This is a genomic window from Shewanella sp. SG44-2, from assembly GCF_014164215.1.
Classification (GTDB): domain Bacteria; phylum Pseudomonadota; class Gammaproteobacteria; order Enterobacterales; family Shewanellaceae; genus Shewanella; species Shewanella frigidimarina.
This window is the reverse complement of the sequence record NZ_JACJEU010000001.1, coordinates 266,140-283,288: the sequence shown is the minus strand read 5'-3', so window position 1 is coordinate 283,288 and position 17,149 is coordinate 266,140. Positions and strand designations below refer to the sequence as shown.

Below are 17,149 nucleotides of genomic sequence, written 5' to 3'. Positions count from 1 at the left end.
CAAATATGAAAAAATCGGGCGTATCATGCCCCAAAAACACTGAACTGTAAAGGGCGTTAACGAGAAAGAGCTGTAAGATTTTCACCAACTTGCCAACCGAGTGCTGTTAAAATTTGATATGGGCGATATTGGCGTTTGTAGTTCATTTTCCGATTTTGATCAATTTGATAGCCCAAATATAAAAAACGTTTACCCAATGATTTTGCTAATTGGCATTGGATTAAAATCATCAGCGAACCTAATGAACGGTCGGAATAATCAGGATCAAAATAACTGTAAATTGCCGAGAAGCTGCTCATCATTTCATCGGTTACGGCAACCCCAATTAATCGGTCTTGATCAAACACCTCAATAAACATGGGCGGTAACCAATCCGATAATAAAAAATCATCATATTGGGTTGGCGATGCAGGAAACATTGGCCCATCATTGTGACGTTCATTGATATAACGTTGATACAAATCATAGTGCTCAGGCCGTGAGGTATGAGTGACTTTCCAATGCAAATCTTGATTGTTTTTTAAGGTTCGTTTTTGTCGTTTTGATAATATAAAATCATTAACATTCAATCTAATAGACTGACAAGCTTGGCAGCTCGGACAACGAGGTTTGTAAATAGCATTGCCGTTACGACGAAACCCCATCGTTAGAAGTTGTTCAAACAGCGCCGCGTCTATTTGCGGTTCTTGGATCACCAGCAATTGCTCTTTATTACCTTCAATATAATTGCAATCAAAAGGCTGGCTTATTCCTACGCTGACAGATTTAGAATTCAATAAACACCTCTTGTTTGTTCCACATTGACGCTGAAGTTGCACGATCTCTGTACTGATGAAGTATCGTTAAAAACTCGCTTCTAGGTAAGGCTTTAGCCCCAAGGCTCACTAAATGAGGATTCATTACTTGCGCATCAATCAATTGAAAATCGTGTTTCACCAAGTGTTGATTCAGTATAGCAAAGGCTGCTTTTGATGCATTTGTTTGACGGTGAAACATCGATTCACCGCAAAAAATACCGCCCACCGGAATACCATACAATCCGCCCACTAGCTGTTCGCCATCCCATACTTCAATAGAATGAGCATGCCCTTGAAGATGCAGTTCATAGTAGGCCATTTGTATTTCGGCCGAAATCCAAGTGCCATCTTGGGTGTTACGGGGCCCAGCACAACCGGCAACAACATCTAAAAATGCCTGATTAATGGTAAAACGCCATGCAGACTTTTTAAGAAATTTTATCAAGCTTTTACTGCCAAAAGGATGGCTCGGTGTGAACACCGCTCGAGGATCGGGTGACCACCATAAAATGGGGTCATTAGCGTTAAACCAAGGAAAAATACCTTGGTAATAGGCTTGTGCTAGGCGATCTGGACGTAGGTCTCCTCCGATAGCTAATAAACCATTCGGATCGGTAAGAGCTTGCTCTGGCGGCGGGAAGCCGATGGATTGATTTAAATAAGACAGTGAGTTCACAATTGAGTATATTATTTGTAATACCTTATCGTTAACTTAGCGGAAAATGGCCATGTTTAAAATCATAACTGTAAGTGTGAAGAGTATTTTTGCAGTATTGCTGACTATTTGTTTGTTTTGTGGTCAAAGCCAAGCTGCTTACGAGCGTAATCAAGCCGTTCCAGTTGAAAAAGTGTTATATGGACACATTGAATCTGTGAAACATGTAACAGAGAAACAGCTAGTAGAAGACAGTCGAAGTGGTTGGAAAACCTTTGGCGGTGCTTTAATTGGTGGTGTTATCGGTCATCAATTTGGTGGAGGTTCAGGTCAAGATGTTGCCACAGTCTTGGGGGCGTTGATTGGCGGTGGAATTGGCAGCCAGCACGGTAACCAACACTATTATCTTGAAACTAAGTTAGTTGAACTAATGATAAAGCAAGAAGATGGTAGCCAAGTTATGGTGATCCAAGATGCGGATCCAGGCATGAGTTTTACTGCCGGAGATGAGGTTAGGGTGGTTTACTTAACCGGTTATGTCAGGGTCGACCTAGCGATGTGATTATTTACGGTGAGATTATTCGCCGTGTGATTATACAGCTAAAACAAAAGGAGCCTAGGCTCCTTTTGTTTACACACTGTGGTCAATATTCGCTAACAATACAGTTTGATCTGTGCTCGTTAATTAGAAACCACGAGGCAAAGTTTGATTACCCGCTGCGCTTTCGAGTTTTTTACGCCATAACTGCTTAGGCGTTAATCCGCCTGAGTTTGACTGTGCTTTTTTACTCGGTTGTTTATTTGGTGCAGTTTTTGCGGTTGCCTTTGCTGCAGGCTTAATAACTGCTTTGCTCGCAGTAGGTGCTTTTTTTACTGACGATGCAGTTAGTTCAGCATGCATGGATTCAAGTTCGCTAAAGCGCACTGATTTACCGCCGTCAATTTTGTACCAGCTACCAGCTTGCTCAATAGAAACTGCTTGTCCAGACTGCTTTTCAATAGCCATTTGTAGTTGGCCGATGACCTCTTCTTTAGTCAATGTTGTCATAGTTAATAACCTATTTGTTATCATGTTAAATTAAGGTTGTTACTAATTTTAATGTGTTAAGGCTACAAAAGTCCAATTAGTGGCGCAAATTGTCGGTTTCTCACTCATAAAGACCGATTTATCAGCATTTATGACTGCTATTGTTGAAATTTTTGAGCATGAGTTACCCTAAATTATTAAGTTCATCTCTAGTGAAGGTATTGAATAAATAAGCTAAAATTAGCTCGATACCGTTTATAATCCAGATCTGAGGTTGATGAGCATCAACTCCTAAAAAAGCGTTCAACTCAGTGGTTAATTCGCTTGCAGTTCAACATCGGATTGTAAGTAATAAACGGTCCGTTATTTCCTGAGTTAGTTTCAGAGGCTTTTATCCATTTTTGTTAGGAAAATACTATGTCGACACATCATCAAGGCTCTTCTACCATTACTCGCCAAGCGTTAAGCTCATATTTAGACAGTTTTTTAAATGTGTCAGCCTTTAAAGACTACGCTCCTAATGGATTACAAGTTGAAGGTAAGTCTGATATCCGCACGATTGTGACGGGTGTAACTGCATGCCAAGCATTAATTGAGCAAGCGGCGGCTGTTAATGCCGATGCAATTCTTGTTCATCATGGTTTTTTTTGGAAAAATGAGCCAGAAATTATCACCGGGATGAAGTATCGCCGAATTAAAGCATTAATGGACCATGATATGAGTTTATTCGGCTACCACTTACCACTTGATGCCCATCACGGAATTGGAAACAATGCTCAACTAGCTTACCAATTAGGTGTTATTAGCCCTCGAGTATATGAACCAGTCGCACAAGATTTACTGTGGCATGGTCATTTAGAACATCCATTAAGCGCCAGCGAATTTAGTCAATTACTGACTAAGGTGCTTAAACGTGAACCATTACATATTGGCGATAACAGTAAGCCTATCTCAACCCTTGCTTGGTGTACTGGTGGTGCTCAAGATTATATTGATTATGCAGCCCAAATGGGTGTAGATGCGTTTATAAGTGGTGAGGTGTCTGAACGTACTTATCATGCAGCAACGGAACAAGGGCTGCACTATTTTGCCGCAGGGCATCATGCTACTGAACAATTTGGTATTCAGGCATTAGGGCAGCATTTAGCCAGTAAGTTTGATTTAACCCATCATTTCATTGATATCGTTAATCCAGTTTAATGGATTAAAGGCCTCGTTAAACATTGGCGTACACTTGCACTTGTAATTGCAGTGTAAAAGTCGATATTAATTTTTTCACCCGATAAGGACCCCCAATGACCGAGTACTTTTTACAGGCTTTTATTTATCTCACAGCGGCAGTCATTGCTGTTCCGTTAGCGAATAAATTGGGCTTGGGTTCCGTGCTGGGGTATTTGATTGCGGGTGTGGTCATTGGCCCCATTGTGGGTTTAGTGGGCAGTGAAACTAATACCATTCAACACTTCGCCGAATTTGGTGTGGTGATGATGCTATTTTTGGTCGGCTTAGAGCTGGAACCTAAAATGTTGTGGGCGATGCGTAATCGTTTACTGGGGCTTGGTGGCTTACAAGTAGTGGGGTCGGTTGTAGCTGTGATGGCCTGTGCCATTTATGCTGGGTATCAACTGAGTATTGCATTAACAATTGGATTAATTTTTTCCCTTTCGTCTACCGCAATCGTGTTACAAACCTTATCTGAAAAACGCCTTAATAAAACCCATGCCGGACAAAACGCATTTTCGGTATTGTTGTTTCAAGACATTGCTGTTATTCCCATGTTGGCCTTTATTCCGTTATTAGCTTTACCTGAATTAGTTGATAAAGCCCAAGCTGCGGTGAGTAGTATGAGTGAGCAACACGAGCAGTTAAGCCTCGTGGCCTCATTACCCGGTTGGGCATATGCCATTGTACTGGTATTAGCGATTGGTGCTGTTGTATTAGGGGGGCATTATCTCAGTAGACCTTTATTTAAAATGGTTGCCGAATCTGGTGCGCGTGAAATATCTACCGCCGCAGCACTTATGCTGGTTATCGGTATTGCAGCATTAATGAGTTTAGTGAGTATATCACCCGCATTAGGCACCTTTTTAGCCGGCGTTGTATTGGCAAACAGTGAATTTAAGCATGAGCTTGAAGCCAATATTGGTCCATTTAAAGGTTTATTATTGGGATTGTTTTTTATCACTGTCGGCGCCGGAATTGACTTTACGGTACTGTTTGCTGATTTTGCTGAAATAATAGCTATCACCTTAAGCGTTATGTTGATTAAAGCGTTTGTGCTGTATTTATTAGCGTTGATTTTTAGAATTAAGGGCAGCGATCGTTGGCTGTTTGCATTATGTTTGGCTCAAGCGGGAGAGTTTGGTTTTGTACTGCTGAGTTTTAGTGTTCAACAGCATGTTATTCCAACTGATTTAGCGCAAACGTTATCAATCGTGGTCGCGTTATCGATGTTTTTAACCCCAGGATTATTTATTTTATTTGATAAAGTCATTTATCCACGCTTTCAGGTAAAAACCAACCAGCGTGAACAAGATAGTATTGATGATGAAGGCACGGTGATTATTGCGGGTATTGGTCGTTTTGGCCAAGTGGTTAATCGCTTTTTAATTTCGAATAATATTAAAACGGTAGTGCTTGATTATCAGGTGTCACAGGTCGACACTATCAGGCGTATTAATACTAAGGCCTATTATGGTGATGCCACTCGTCCAGATTTATTAAAAACCGCTGGCATTGAACAAGCCTCGCTTTTTGTGGTGGCCATCGATAATAGAGAAAGTAGTGTGGAGTTAGTTAAATACTTACATAATACCTACCCCAAACTTAAGATTGTTGCCAGAGCATTTGACCGTGGCCATGGACATTTATTAAAAGAAGCAGGGGCAGACGTGGTTGAGTCGGAAACGCATCATTCAGCACTGGAATTGAGTTTGTCATCGTTACAGTTATTAGGTCATTCAGAAGAATATGTGTTGAGACGAAAGGCAACCTATAAACGGGTTGAAAAAGAAGCTTCAAAACGTTTATATGATTTTTGGTTGAAAGAATCAGCGGGTGAACGCTTTAGTAACGATTTTATTAAACTGTTTATGTTGTATGAAGAGCGATTAAAGCAAGCAATGGATGAAGATAATGCCGCTCACCAACAAGATATCGATAATCAAAACGACGCTAATGCAAAGCAAACAAATGATAGTAATAGTGATATCCAGAGCTAATGCTCGACTTACCACATCTGGCTAACCACGTTTTAAATTTCAGTCGCTTTGTTTGTTTGCAATCCGCTAGATTGAAAACTCAATAGATATAAAAAGACCGCCGAAGCGGTCTTATTTTATGGTTTTAATGCTGGATTACTTAACTCGCATGCCAGGCTGTGCGCCTTCATGAGGTTCTAGTATAAACAAATCTTTACCGCCAGGACCGGCAGCTAATACCATACCTTCTGAATCACCAAACTTCATCGTGCGTGGGGCAAGGTTAGCCACCATTAAGGTGAGTTTACCAACCAAATCTTCAGGCGCATAAGCTGATTTAATACCCGCAAATACTTGTTTAGTTTCGCCGCCTAAGTCTAATTCAAGACGCAGTAATTTGTTGGCTTTTTCAATATGTTCCGCTTTGCTGATTCGAGCAATACGTAAATCAATTTTAGCAAAATCTTCAAAGCTTATTTCAGGGCTAATTGGATCGAGTTCTAATTGATTAACAGCTTGTGTCGGCGCTTCGGTTTTAGGTGCATCCGTATTAGTCGCTTGCAAGTTCTCTTTAGAGGCATCGATGATAGCTTCAATGCTCTTAGGTTCGATACGCTGCATTAATGCTTTGAATGTCGCGATTTCATGACCAGCAAGATCTTGACCTAAATTGTCCCACGTTAAGGTTAACTGTAAAAAACCTTCAACATTTTCGGCCAATTTAGGCAATACAGGCTTAAGGTAAGTGACCAAGATTCTGAACAAGTTTAATGCATTACTGCAAACCTGATGTGCTTCATCTTGTTTATCGTCTTGCTTAACCAGTTGCCAAGGTGCTGCGTCGGCAACATAGGCGTTGGCAATATCAGCTAATGCCATAATTTCACGCATCGCTTTGCCAAATTCGCGAGTTTCATATAATTCGGCAATCACTTCGCTTTTAGCTAAGAATATGTCGGTTAAGCTGCTGTCTGTTACCTTGGCTAATTTGCCGTCAAAGCGTTTGCTGATAAAGCCAGCAGTTCGCGATGCAAGGTTTACCAGTTTACCGACCAAGTCTGAGTTAACTCGTTGAGCAAAATCTTCTAAATTTAAATCTAAATCATCAATACGACTGTTTAATTTAGCCGCGTAATAATAACGTAGGTATTCCGGATCTAAATTATCTAAATAGGTACGCGCTTTAATAAACGTGCCTTTAGACTTAGACATTTTTGAACCGTTTACGGTGACATAGCCGTGAGCATAAACACTAGTCGGTTTACGAATACCTGCGCCTTCAAGCATTGCTGGCCAGAATAAACTGTGGAAATAAACAATGTCTTTACCGATGAAGTGATAAACCTCTGCGGTTGAGTCTAGGCTCCAAAAATCGTCAAAGTTCAAATCATCACGCTTGTCACATAGGTTTTTAAATGAACCCATATAACCAATAGGCGCATCTAACCAAACATAGAAAAATTTACCGGGAGCATCAGGGATTTCAAAACCAAAGTAGGGTGCATCACGTGAGATGTCCCATTGTTTTAGCCCTTGCTCAAACCATTCGTTAAGCTTGTTGGCCATTTCTTGTTGTAAAGAGCCAGATTGGATCCACTCTTTTAACATGCCTTCAAATGCTGGCAAGTCAAAAAAGAAGTGTTCGGTATCTTTCATTATTGGTGTCGCACCAGAGACTGCCGATTTAGGGTTTATCAAATCGGTCGTACTATAAGTTGCACCACAGTTGTCACAGTTATCGCCGTATTGATCTTCAGACTTACATTTTGGGCAGGTGCCTTTAACAAAACGGTCCGGTAAGAACATTAACTTTTCAGGATCATATAATTGTGAAATGGTTTTGGTTTTGATGTAACCACCATCACGGAGTTTTAGATAAATATCACTGGCTAAAATGCGGTTTTCTTCGCTGTGAGTGCTGTGAAAGTTATCAAACTGGATATTGAAGTCAGCGAAATCTTGCTGGTGCTCTTTTTGCACTTGGGCAATCATTTCTTCTGGCGTAATGCCCATTTGCTGTGCTTTAAGCATAATCGGCGTGCCGTGAGCATCGTCGGCACAAATGTAGTGGCATTCATGTCCACGTAACTTTTGAAAACGTGACCAAATATCCGTTTGGATATATTCAAGCATGTGGCCTAGATGGATTGGGCCATTGGCATAAGGAAGGGCACTTGTGACCAGTATTTTACGCTGTGATTTTGTCATTTTGTCTCGATATCAAATTACACCAAAAATATTGCCTGATACTAACTGATTAGCAGACTTTTTTCACCAAAACATGACTTAAAAAGGCTTATTAGTCGCTATTTTTTTACCAAGTTCTGATACACTTGTGCAAATTTCTGGTTCGGAGTTGCCGTTTTGGTCAATACGCATACAAATTATCAATTAAGTGATGAATTATTGTCACCAGTGTTAGATATTTTAGAAGCATTTGAAGATCCTTATTTGCATAAAGGCTTAGTCAGTGCAGGATGTGTTACAGCATTGTCGATAGAAGGAAAACGCCTACAATTAGGCTTAGTTTATCCGTATCCATGTATGACACAATACCGCGACACCGTGATGGCTATCACCAATAAATTGGCTGTACTTGACGCCATTGATGAAGTGGAATGTGAAATCGATTTCCAACCACGGGTTTATTCCGCGCTGCCAGCAATTGCACCTATTCCTAACGTAAAACAAGTTATTGCTGTGGCTTCTGGTAAAGGCGGTGTGGGTAAATCAACCACCGCAGTAAACCTCGCATTAGCGTTAAAAGCTGAAGGCGCCGAAGTGGGTATTTTAGATGCCGACATTTATGGCCCGTCTATTCCATTGATGTTAGGAATTCCTAATTTTCGTCCACAATCGCCAGATGGCAAGCACATGACGCCGGCTTTAGTGCATGGTATTTCTGCGCAATCTATTGGCTTTATGCTAAGCGGTGATGAAGCCGCGGTGTGGCGAGGCCCTATGGCTGCGGGTGCTTTAGCACAGTTACTTAACGAAACTCAGTGGCCTGAATTAGACTATTTAATTATCGATATGCCACCTGGAACCGGTGACATTCAACTGACATTATCGCAAAAAGTACCCGTTAGCGGTGCCGTGATAGTGACAACGCCGCAAGATATTGCTTTAGCTGATGCCAAGAAAGGCATCACCATGTTCAACAAAGTCAACATTCCAGTGCTTGGGATTATCGAGAACATGAGTTTTCACCTTTGCCCTGAATGTGGTCATAAAGAACACCCATTTGGTACTCATGGTGGTAGTCAAATAGCGGAACGTTATAACGTGCCATTATTAGGATCATTACCATTACACATCAATATTCGTGAATCAATGGACAATGGTACGCCGAGCGTGATGAGCGAACCAGAAAGTGAAGTGTCAGGGATCTATCGCGAAATTGCCCGCAAACTTGGGGCAGAATTAGCACTTCAACAAGTACAATCAACCGTAAAAATTAGCATATCAGAAGACGAGTAAGGTTAAGAGATGAATTCTCAGCAGTGTGTCATTATTGGGATTGCCGGTGCGTCGGCTTCAGGTAAAAGTTTAATTGCTAAAACAATTTTTGAAGAATTGTGTCGTGATTTAGGTACAAATCAAATTGGTGTGATCAATGAGGATGCTTATTATCATGATCAAAGCCATTTGACGATGGAAGATCGTGTCAAAACTAATTACGACCATCCAAAAGCGTTAGACCATCAGTTATTAGCGTCTCATTTAACTCAACTTAAACAAGGTGAGCCAGCTAGCATTCCATGTTACAGCTATACTGAGCATACTCGTATTAGCGACACGTTGACCATGCAACCAAAAAAAGTGATTATCTTAGAAGGCATTCTATTATTAACCAATCCTAAATTACGTGATTTAATGGATGCCAGTGTGTTTATGGATACGCCATTAGATATTTGCTTTTTACGTCGGTTAACTCGTGATGTTGCTGAACGTGGCAGAACAATGGAATCGGTTATTTCACAATATAAGCGAACAGTACGCCCGATGTTTTTGCAGTTTATTGAACCGTCAAAACAATATGCCGATATTATCGTTCCCCGGGGCGGTAAAAATCGCATCGCAACTGATATTTTAAAAGCTAGAATTCAGCATTTATTGGCGAAGTAGCCTTATCTAAAAGAGAGTGCAGCATGCGTTTAACCGATATAGAAATTGAGCAATGTTTAGATAATGGCACCATTATTATCGATCCTCGTCCTGGTATTGAAGCCATTTCGGGAGTGAGCGTGGATGTACGTTTAGGCAGCCAATTTCGTGTATTTAAAGACCATACTGCACCTTACATCGATTTAAGTGGTCCTAGTGCAGAAATGCAAATAGCACTTGATCGGATCATGAGCGACAAAATTGAAATCGCTGATGATCAAGCTTTTTTCCTTCATCCTGGAGAATTAGCATTAGCCGTTACCTATGAAAGTGTAACCTTACCTGCTGATATAGTGGGTTGGTTAGATGGTCGCTCATCACTTGCTCGTTTAGGATTGATGGTACATGTGACCGCACATCGTATTGATCCAGGTTGGCAAGGTAAAATCGTACTTGAGTTTTTTAACAGTGGCAAATTGCCGTTGGCTCTTCGCCCTGGTATGACGATTGGTGCGCTAAATTTTGAGCGCTTAAGCTCTGCGGTTGCTCGTCCATATAACACGCGTAAAAGCTCGAAGTACAAAGATCAACAAGAGGCTGTGGCAAGCCGGATCAGCCAGGATAAATAATGGCACCAGTTTGGGTTAATCACGTTGAAAACGGACTCATAAATCCATTTGATCGTGGTGTTGCTTATGGTGATGGTGTGTTCGCAACCATGCGCACAGCATCAGCTGATATGCCCGCAGGGATCCTATTCCTTGACGGGCATATTTCTCGTTTGCAGCAAAGTTGCGAGCGCCTAAGTATTAAGTGGCATCCAAGCGACTTATTAATACAACAATTAATCCTACTCGCCCAACAATACCCACAACATTGTATAAAGCTATTGCTGACGCGTGGAGTCGGTGGCCGTGGTTATCAGGCTCCTTTGAGCGCAGACGTTACAGAAGTTGTGTCAGTGCATCCCATTCCTGAGCATTACCTTGATTGGCAGCAAAGTGGTATCTCGCTAGCATCATCACCCATATGTCTTGGCAGGCAACCACTTCTGGCTGGAATAAAACACCTTAATCGATTGGAACAGGTGCTCATAAAGTCACAGCCGCTGCCTAGTACTCATCAAGATTGGTTAGTGTTTGACTGTGACGGTAATGTGATAGAGTCATCCATGGCCAATATTTTTGTGGTCAAAAATGGTCATGTGTTTACCCCAGCAATAACCCATGCGGGCGTAAGTGGTGTGATGCGTGAGACATTAATTGATACTCTGCTCTGTCAGGGTTTCTCAGTTATGGCTACACAATTAACACTTGGTGATATTCAGGCCGCGGACAATATATTTATAACGAACAGTTTATTTGGCATTGTTGATGTAACTGCCATTGACGATTTTCAATTTAGCCATTGGACGCAAACACCGCGATTCAGGCACATTTTGAGTGTAAATTTATCATCATGATTAAAACCATAAAAACCTTTTTTTTAGCCAGTCTTATTCCTCTATTTACAGTATTTTGTCTTGGAGGATATTGGCTTGTATCTGGCTTAATCGCTTACCAAAAACAGCCATTACAGTTAACTGAAATTCAAACATTAATGGTTGAACCTGGTACTAGTTTGATTAAGCTTGCGCAACAACTAGAGCAACAATCATTGATTACCGATAGCTGGAAAGTTAAATATCTGGTCAAACTTGAACCTAAGTTTGCCCATATTAAAACCGGTTTGTATCAATTGATCCCAGGCGATACATTAGAAGCGTTATTAAAACGGCTGTACTTAGGCCAACAAGTGGTTTTCAGCATCACTTTAATCGAAGGTAAAACCATTGCCGAGTGGCAGCAAGCACTGACCACGACCGAGCATTTAGCAAACAATACCGACGACTTTAACCAAGTGCTATTACAAAATGGCGATACCTCTGGTTTGCCTGAGGGTAAGTTCTATCCAGAAACATTCCATTATCATGCAGATGATAACTTACAGACTATTTTAAACCGCAGTTACACCATGATGCAGTTAAGCTTAGCGCAAGCATGGGAAGGTCGCGATCCTGATTTAGCCTTATCATCACCTTACGAATTATTAATTATTGCGTCTATTATTGAAAAAGAAACGGGCAAACCTGAAGAGCGTGATTGGGTGTCTTCAGTGTTTAATAATAGACTTAAAAAAGGCATGCGTCTTCAGACCGACCCCACGGTAATTTATGGCATGGGTGAACGTTATAAAGGTAATATTACTCGTAAAGATTTACGCGAAGCAACGGCATTCAATACCTACAAGATTGATGGTTTACCGCCAACGCCTATCGCTGCACCAAGTCGCGCATCATTATTTGCCGCCGCTAATCCAGCCAAAGTAAATTACTTGTACTTTGTTTCACGCAATGATGGCAGTCATGTGTTTTCATCTACGTTGAAAGCCCATAATAATGCCGTAAACGAATTTCAGAGAAAAAGAAAATGAGTCAACAGCAAGGCAAGTTTATTGTAATCGAAGGATTAGAAGGCGCGGGTAAATCAAGCGCGATAGCCCTCGTTAACGATATTATTAAGCAGCATATTGGTCAGGCTCCTGTGTGTACACGTGAGCCGGGCGGGACTCCTTTAGCAGAAAAAATGCGCGATTTAGTTAAAATTGCCGATGAGACAGATCCATTATGCGATGAAGCAGAATGCTTACTCATTTATGCAGCGCGAACACAATTAATCGCCAATGTTATTAAACCAGCGTTGTCTGCGGGTCAATGGGTACTTGGCGATAGACACAATCTGTCATCATTAGCTTATCAAGGTGGTGGTCGAGGGTTAATGCCATTAGTGAAAGCGGTCAGTGATGCTTGCTTACGTGGTTTTAAACCCGATCTCACTTTATATTTGGATATTGATCCTACGTTAGGCTTAAGCCGTGCAGCCAGTCGTGGCGAGCTTGATAGAATAGAGCAACAAGCGATTGATTTTTTTGAGCGAGCCAGACGAACCTACTTACAATTAGCGCATGAAGATGACAGCATTGTGGTGATTGATGCCAGTCAATCCATGGAACAAGTGCATAATGATATTAGTATACAATTACAACGCCATTTATCCACTCTTATGAGTGAGCAGTGATTGATATTAAAAAGGATAATGTGCCGACATGAGTGATTATCAGATTGACCAGCTACCTTGGTTAGCCGATCCACATCAACGTTTTGTTGACCAGCATTATCGTGGAAAGAGCAGTCATGCACATTTGTTCAACATCGATAAAGCATTAGGGGGCGATAAGCTCGCTAAGGCGGCAGCGCAAACTGTGCTTTGCCAGCAACTCACTCCGGTTGGTGCTTGTGGCCAGTGTAAAAGTTGTTTGTTATTGGCAGCAGGTAATCATCCTGATTTATATATAATCGAACCAGATGGCAACCAAATTAAAGTCGATCAAATTCGTCAGCTCTGCCAAGCGTTAACCCAAACGGCTCAGCAAGGTGGCGCACGTGTAGCTATAATCGTTAATGCCGAACGCTTAAATTTGGCAGCGGCTAATGCATTATTGAAAACCCTTGAAGAACCTGGCGATGATGTTGTACTCATTTTGCAAACCAATACATCAGCCCAGTTACTAGCGACCATTACCAGTCGTTGTCAAACGCTTAATTTTGTTGAGCCAACTAAAAACGAGATCCATCAGTGGTTAGCGGCGCAGCAGTTGTTACCGCCAGCCAACGCCGATGGTAAAATCCATGATGTTACATGGTGTCTTAGTGTTGTTGGTGGTCCTCTTGCGTTAGCAAATAGTTTAACCAGTCAGCATTATCAACAACTGCTGACATTTCGCCAAGATTGGGCCCAAAGTTTACAAACGGGTCATTTAAGCAACAGTTTATTGAAGGTGTCTGAACAACAAATTGTTGATGCACTTAATGTTTTGTATTTGTACTTGCGCCAATATGTGTTAAAAAGTAATAAGCTAAAAACTGAAAACACGAGTCGTCAGTCATTAAATCCACTGGTTCAATCAAAAGTCATTGAACTTGCTGGGCGTGTGATGACCATGTGTCATAGACTTGAAACAATGCCGAGTGTGAACGCGCCAGCCTTGTGTCAACAATATGTGCTCACATTTAGACAGTTGACCCATTAAAACGTTTTTATATTGATTTTTAACCTGCTTATGGAAAGAAAATAATTATTTATGGTCGATCTTGTTGTTAATTACGATACATTACATAAACTTTATCGTGCTTATATGCCTTTTATTAAGCCTGCAGGTTTATTCGTTGCGACTACAGAAAGTCATTTTTTAGGCCAAGAGCTTACCATTGCTTATCGATTGCCTAATGCCACCCAAACAAATGAATTTAAAGGCACAGTGGTATGGATTAATCCATTAGGTGCATCTGGTGGACGCCCAGCAGGTATTGGGATTAAAATTAAAACTGATGTTGAAAGTCATAAACATCATATTGAAAAATTATTATCAAGCGAACTTGCCTCTAGCGATTTGACCTGCACTATGTAGCTAGGTATTCTTGCGCATCTGTTTTATTTGTTAATGTAGTTGCGAAAGAATTCCCATGCTAATTGATTCACATTGCCACCTTGACCGCTTAAAAGCGGCCCCAGACTCAGCCAGCTTACAATCCATTATGGACAACGCCAAAGCTCAAGGCGTTGACTATCTATTGTGCGTTAACGTCCGTCAGCAAGGCTTTGAAGCCATGCGAGATAAAATGTCTGCCTTTAATAATGTTTTTTTATCTTCTGGCGTACATCCTCTAGATGTACAAGAAGGTTTGAACATCGAAGACATTAAACGTTTCGCAGAAGATCCTAGAGTGGTTGCCATTGGCGAGACAGGCTTAGATTACTTCTATTCAAATGATACTAAAACCTTGCAACAGCAGTGTTTCGAACAACAAATTGCGTTAGCTGTTGAGGTGAATAAACCATTAATTGTACATACTCGTGATGCCCGTGAAGATACCATTAATATGCTAAAAGCTGGACACGCCGACAAAGTGGGCGGAGTGTTACATTGTTTTACTGAAAACTGGGAAATGGCCAAAGCCGCCATTGATTTAGGCTTTTATATTTCTGTTTCAGGAATTGTAACGTTTAAAAATGCAGGTGAATTACGCAGTGTTATTCGCCAAGTACCTAAAGACAGATTACTGGTCGAAACCGATTCACCTTATTTAGCACCGGTACCGCATCGTGGCCAAGAAAATCAGCCTGCTTATGTCCGTGATGTTGCCGAGTTTGTAGCAGAACTGCGCGGTGAAAAATTTGAAGAGTTAGCTCAATACACCACTGATAACTTTTTTAATTTATTTAAAGATGCCGCTAAGTTAGTAGGTCGCTAAATCAAATCTGCAGCTAGTTCAATCCTGAGACTAACAGCAAATTATCTAATTTGTGGCTTACTTCGCGGCAATAAAGTTCTGATATGCCTGCTGTGCAGGCAAACAAAATAACGTTAGCGCAGTTGCTTAAATAATTGCGCTAACGTTACTCAAATACCACCATGAACCTATGAGTTAAGCACATTTTAGGGCGTACCGTTGGTTGAAATAATAAAAAAAGGCCCAAAACTATCCAATTGTTTTGGGCCTAGGGAAAGGGCTCGATTAAGAGCCTTGCGCTACTGTTGTGGCATCTTAAGATAGCTTAGGATGCCAAATACTGAATCGAACATAGATTAATTATAGGCACTCAAATTGTGTTGTGCATAAAATTTGATCAACAATATTGGTTTAGCACTCTGCTTTCCACTCTGTTTTACAGTAATTCATTGATAATAATGTTTTATATTCTTTATTCTTGCTCATCGAAATAGTGTTGCGTGTTATAGATATAAGTTAACGTTATCGCGTACCAAATCACGCGGTAAATTGTTTTTCAGTCTATGACCTAAATGTTTTACGACCCCAAGCACGACTTTATGATAACTCACTAACATTTCGCCTTGCGGCATGATGGCTAACTGTTGCTGTGTCGGTTGATCAAAAGTACTTGTGGCAATATCACGACCCATTAAAAAATCTTGTGCTTGCGCCGCACTTAATTCCATAGTTTTTGCTGGATTATGCGTTGCTGCTGATAAAGCAATGACGGCTTCATGTTTAGCTTTGTAGCCTTTTTTCATCGCATCAGCGAGCTTAATACCAATACGCTGAAAGCGCATTTTGCCGATAAAAGGCATAAATTGGGCTGGAAACAACCAATATTCATCGTCACGCAACATGATTACGTCATCGCTAGGTAACTCGAGACAGAAGCTGTCATAAAAGTATTGTGTTAACTCCGCTTTTTGCTTTTCATTTGCGGGATTAAAAGGAAAGTTTTTTTGTAATTTAGGCTGTTTTTTTACTCGTTCAACCGAGGCTTTTTTACGAATTTTGGCGACAAAAAAACCTTCACTGTCATAAATTTGTGGCCATACATGTAAAAAACCTTCTTCAGTGCACGCTTTGTCTGCACCATCGAATAATTCAGCCAGCGACTCAAACTCAACTGCATCGGGGTAAGTTTGCTGTAAGTGATAACAGATATGTTGGTTTTCTAACTGGCTTAGAGTACAAGTTGAATAGACTAAAATTCCGCCTGGCTTTAACGCTAAAAATGCAGATTCAATAAGATCTTTTTGGGTTTCACCAATCGCAGTAACATCATCAATATCCCAGTGTTTTAATGCCAAGGGATCTTTACGAACCGTACCTTCGCCGCCACAAGGAGCATCTAATAAAATAGCATCAAACGATTCATATAAATATTCACCAAAAACTCGACCATCAAAATGGGTTAGGGCGGTGTGGCTGGCTCCCATGCGCAATACGTTAGCGTGTAATACTTTAACGCGGCTGGCTGAATATTCATTAGCCACTAATAAGCCACTGTTATTCATTAAGACTGCTATTTGAGTGGTCTTGGAGCCTGGAGCTGAGGCGACATCCAAGACAATTTCAGCGGTGTTATCATTAGAAAATAATGCGGTCGGCGGCAGCATGGAACTGGCTTCTTGGATATAAAATAGCCCTTGAATATGTTCAATAGCATTACCCAGTTGGATATCATCTTTACCCTCAATCCAAAATCCGTCAGCACACCAAGGTACTGGAGACATTTTCCAGCCTGCGCTGGTCATGATGTGGACAAATTGTGCGGTACTGATTTTAAGCGTATTCACCCGAATGGATTTACGAAGCGGTTTATCGCAATAGGCAATAAACTCTTGTAAAGATAAGTGAGCGGGTAACTCTTTCTCAATGTGATTGATAAAGTTTGTATTTAATTGGGCCATAATAATAAACGGTAGGTTATTTTTGCTGTAATTGAAGCGATCATATCACGGAATTGTACACCCTGATCGGCAATGA

General features: G+C 41.0%; 17 protein-coding genes. 12 read left to right on the top strand and 5 right to left on the bottom strand.

Translation table 11 applies throughout. The features are described from left to right. Nucleotides 1-56: 56 nt before the first annotated feature. On the bottom strand, nucleotides 57-776 hold the full coding sequence (locus tag H5181_RS01130) for an arginyltransferase (protein ID WP_182749937.1): 720 nt from the start codon (nucleotides 774-776) through the stop codon (nucleotides 57-59). Beyond that, nucleotides 766-1,473: a leucyl/phenylalanyl-tRNA--protein transferase gene (gene aat / locus H5181_RS01125; protein WP_011637707.1), complete on the bottom strand. Its 708-nt coding sequence runs from the start codon at nucleotides 1,471-1,473 to the stop codon at nucleotides 766-768. Before aat ends, H5181_RS01130 begins: the two co-directional genes overlap by 11 nt. Before the next feature lie 52 nt (nucleotides 1,474-1,525). Between aat and H5181_RS01120 the strand changes: the two genes are divergently transcribed. Beyond that, nucleotides 1,526-2,014 carry a glycine zipper 2TM domain-containing protein gene (locus H5181_RS01120; protein ID WP_404948477.1) on the top strand — a complete coding sequence of 163 codons (489 nt, stop codon included), beginning with the start codon at nucleotides 1,526-1,528 and terminating at the stop codon, nucleotides 2,012-2,014. A gap of 123 nt (nucleotides 2,015-2,137) precedes the next feature. Here the strand turns inward: H5181_RS01120 and H5181_RS01115 are convergent, their stop codons facing one another. Then, nucleotides 2,138-2,500, bottom strand: a complete 363-nt coding sequence (locus tag H5181_RS01115; RefSeq protein ID WP_011637705.1) for a hypothetical protein — start codon at nucleotides 2,498-2,500, stop codon at nucleotides 2,138-2,140. Between the two features lie 426 nt (nucleotides 2,501-2,926). Here H5181_RS01115 and H5181_RS01110 point away from each other — a divergent pair, with 426 nt between their 5' ends. Together H5181_RS01110 and H5181_RS01105 are read left to right on the top strand one after the other, a co-directional pair. Then, the gene (locus H5181_RS01110) at nucleotides 2,927-3,679 is read left to right on the top strand and encodes a Nif3-like dinuclear metal center hexameric protein (protein ID WP_041413588.1); all 753 of its coding nucleotides are present in this window, start codon (nucleotides 2,927-2,929) and stop codon (nucleotides 3,677-3,679) included. 95 nt (nucleotides 3,680-3,774) lie between these two features. Continuing rightward, complete coding sequence (locus tag H5181_RS01105; RefSeq protein ID WP_182749935.1) at nucleotides 3,775-5,700, top strand: monovalent cation:proton antiporter-2 (CPA2) family protein; 1,926 nt, start codon at nucleotides 3,775-3,777, stop codon at nucleotides 5,698-5,700. A 135-nt stretch (nucleotides 5,701-5,835) separates the two neighbouring features. Here the strand turns inward: H5181_RS01105 and metG are convergent, their stop codons facing one another. Next, the gene (gene metG, locus H5181_RS01100) at nucleotides 5,836-7,887 is read right to left on the bottom strand and encodes a methionine--tRNA ligase (protein ID WP_182749932.1); all 2,052 of its coding nucleotides are present in this window, start codon (nucleotides 7,885-7,887) and stop codon (nucleotides 5,836-5,838) included. 156 nt (nucleotides 7,888-8,043) lie between these two features. Between metG and apbC the strand changes: the two genes are divergently transcribed. Genes apbC through H5181_RS01055 form a run of 9 tightly spaced genes read left to right on the top strand, consistent with a single transcriptional unit; the run spans nucleotide 8,044 to nucleotide 15,136 of the window. Next, on the top strand, nucleotides 8,044-9,159 hold the full coding sequence (apbC, locus tag H5181_RS01095) for an iron-sulfur cluster carrier protein ApbC (RefSeq protein ID WP_011637701.1): 1,116 nt from the start codon (nucleotides 8,044-8,046) through the stop codon (nucleotides 9,157-9,159). 9 nt (nucleotides 9,160-9,168) lie between these two features. Continuing rightward, nucleotides 9,169-9,807 (top strand): uridine kinase, encoded by a 639-nt coding sequence (gene udk / locus H5181_RS01090; RefSeq protein WP_059743863.1) that lies wholly within the window; start codon nucleotides 9,169-9,171, stop codon nucleotides 9,805-9,807. 23 nt (nucleotides 9,808-9,830) lie between these two features. After that, nucleotides 9,831-10,415 (top strand): dCTP deaminase, encoded by a 585-nt coding sequence (gene dcd / locus H5181_RS01085; RefSeq protein WP_011637699.1) that lies wholly within the window; start codon nucleotides 9,831-9,833, stop codon nucleotides 10,413-10,415. Continuing rightward, on the top strand, nucleotides 10,415-11,248 hold the full coding sequence (gene pabC, locus H5181_RS01080; protein ID WP_182749930.1) for an aminodeoxychorismate lyase: 834 nt from the start codon (nucleotides 10,415-10,417) through the stop codon (nucleotides 11,246-11,248). Before dcd ends, pabC begins: the two co-directional genes overlap by 1 nt. Continuing rightward, nucleotides 11,248-12,258: an endolytic transglycosylase MltG gene (gene mltG, locus H5181_RS01075; RefSeq protein WP_404948478.1), complete on the top strand. Its 1,011-nt coding sequence runs from the start codon at nucleotides 11,248-11,250 to the stop codon at nucleotides 12,256-12,258. The genes pabC and mltG overlap by 1 nt, the downstream gene beginning before the upstream one ends. Then, the gene (gene tmk, locus H5181_RS01070; protein WP_182749926.1) at nucleotides 12,255-12,902 is read left to right on the top strand and encodes a dTMP kinase; all 648 of its coding nucleotides are present in this window, start codon (nucleotides 12,255-12,257) and stop codon (nucleotides 12,900-12,902) included. Before mltG ends, tmk begins: the two co-directional genes overlap by 4 nt. 28 nt (nucleotides 12,903-12,930) lie before the next feature. Further along, nucleotides 12,931-13,914 (top strand): DNA polymerase III subunit delta', encoded by a 984-nt coding sequence (gene holB, locus H5181_RS01065; RefSeq protein ID WP_059743857.1) that lies wholly within the window; start codon nucleotides 12,931-12,933, stop codon nucleotides 13,912-13,914. Between the two features lie 51 nt (nucleotides 13,915-13,965). Beyond that, nucleotides 13,966-14,292, top strand: coding sequence for a PilZ domain-containing protein (locus tag H5181_RS01060; RefSeq protein WP_182749924.1), 327 nt, complete (start codon nucleotides 13,966-13,968; stop codon nucleotides 14,290-14,292). A 55-nt stretch (nucleotides 14,293-14,347) separates the two neighbouring features. Next, on the top strand, nucleotides 14,348-15,136 hold the full coding sequence (locus H5181_RS01055; protein WP_182749922.1) for a TatD family hydrolase: 789 nt from the start codon (nucleotides 14,348-14,350) through the stop codon (nucleotides 15,134-15,136). A 482-nt stretch (nucleotides 15,137-15,618) separates the two neighbouring features. Here H5181_RS01055 and rsmF read toward each other — a convergent pair whose 3' ends face one another. Further along, entirely contained in the window at nucleotides 15,619-17,073 is a 1,455-nt protein-coding gene (rsmF, locus tag H5181_RS01050) for a 16S rRNA (cytosine(1407)-C(5))-methyltransferase RsmF (RefSeq protein WP_182749920.1), read from the bottom strand. Nucleotides 17,074-17,149 lie beyond the last annotated feature (76 nt).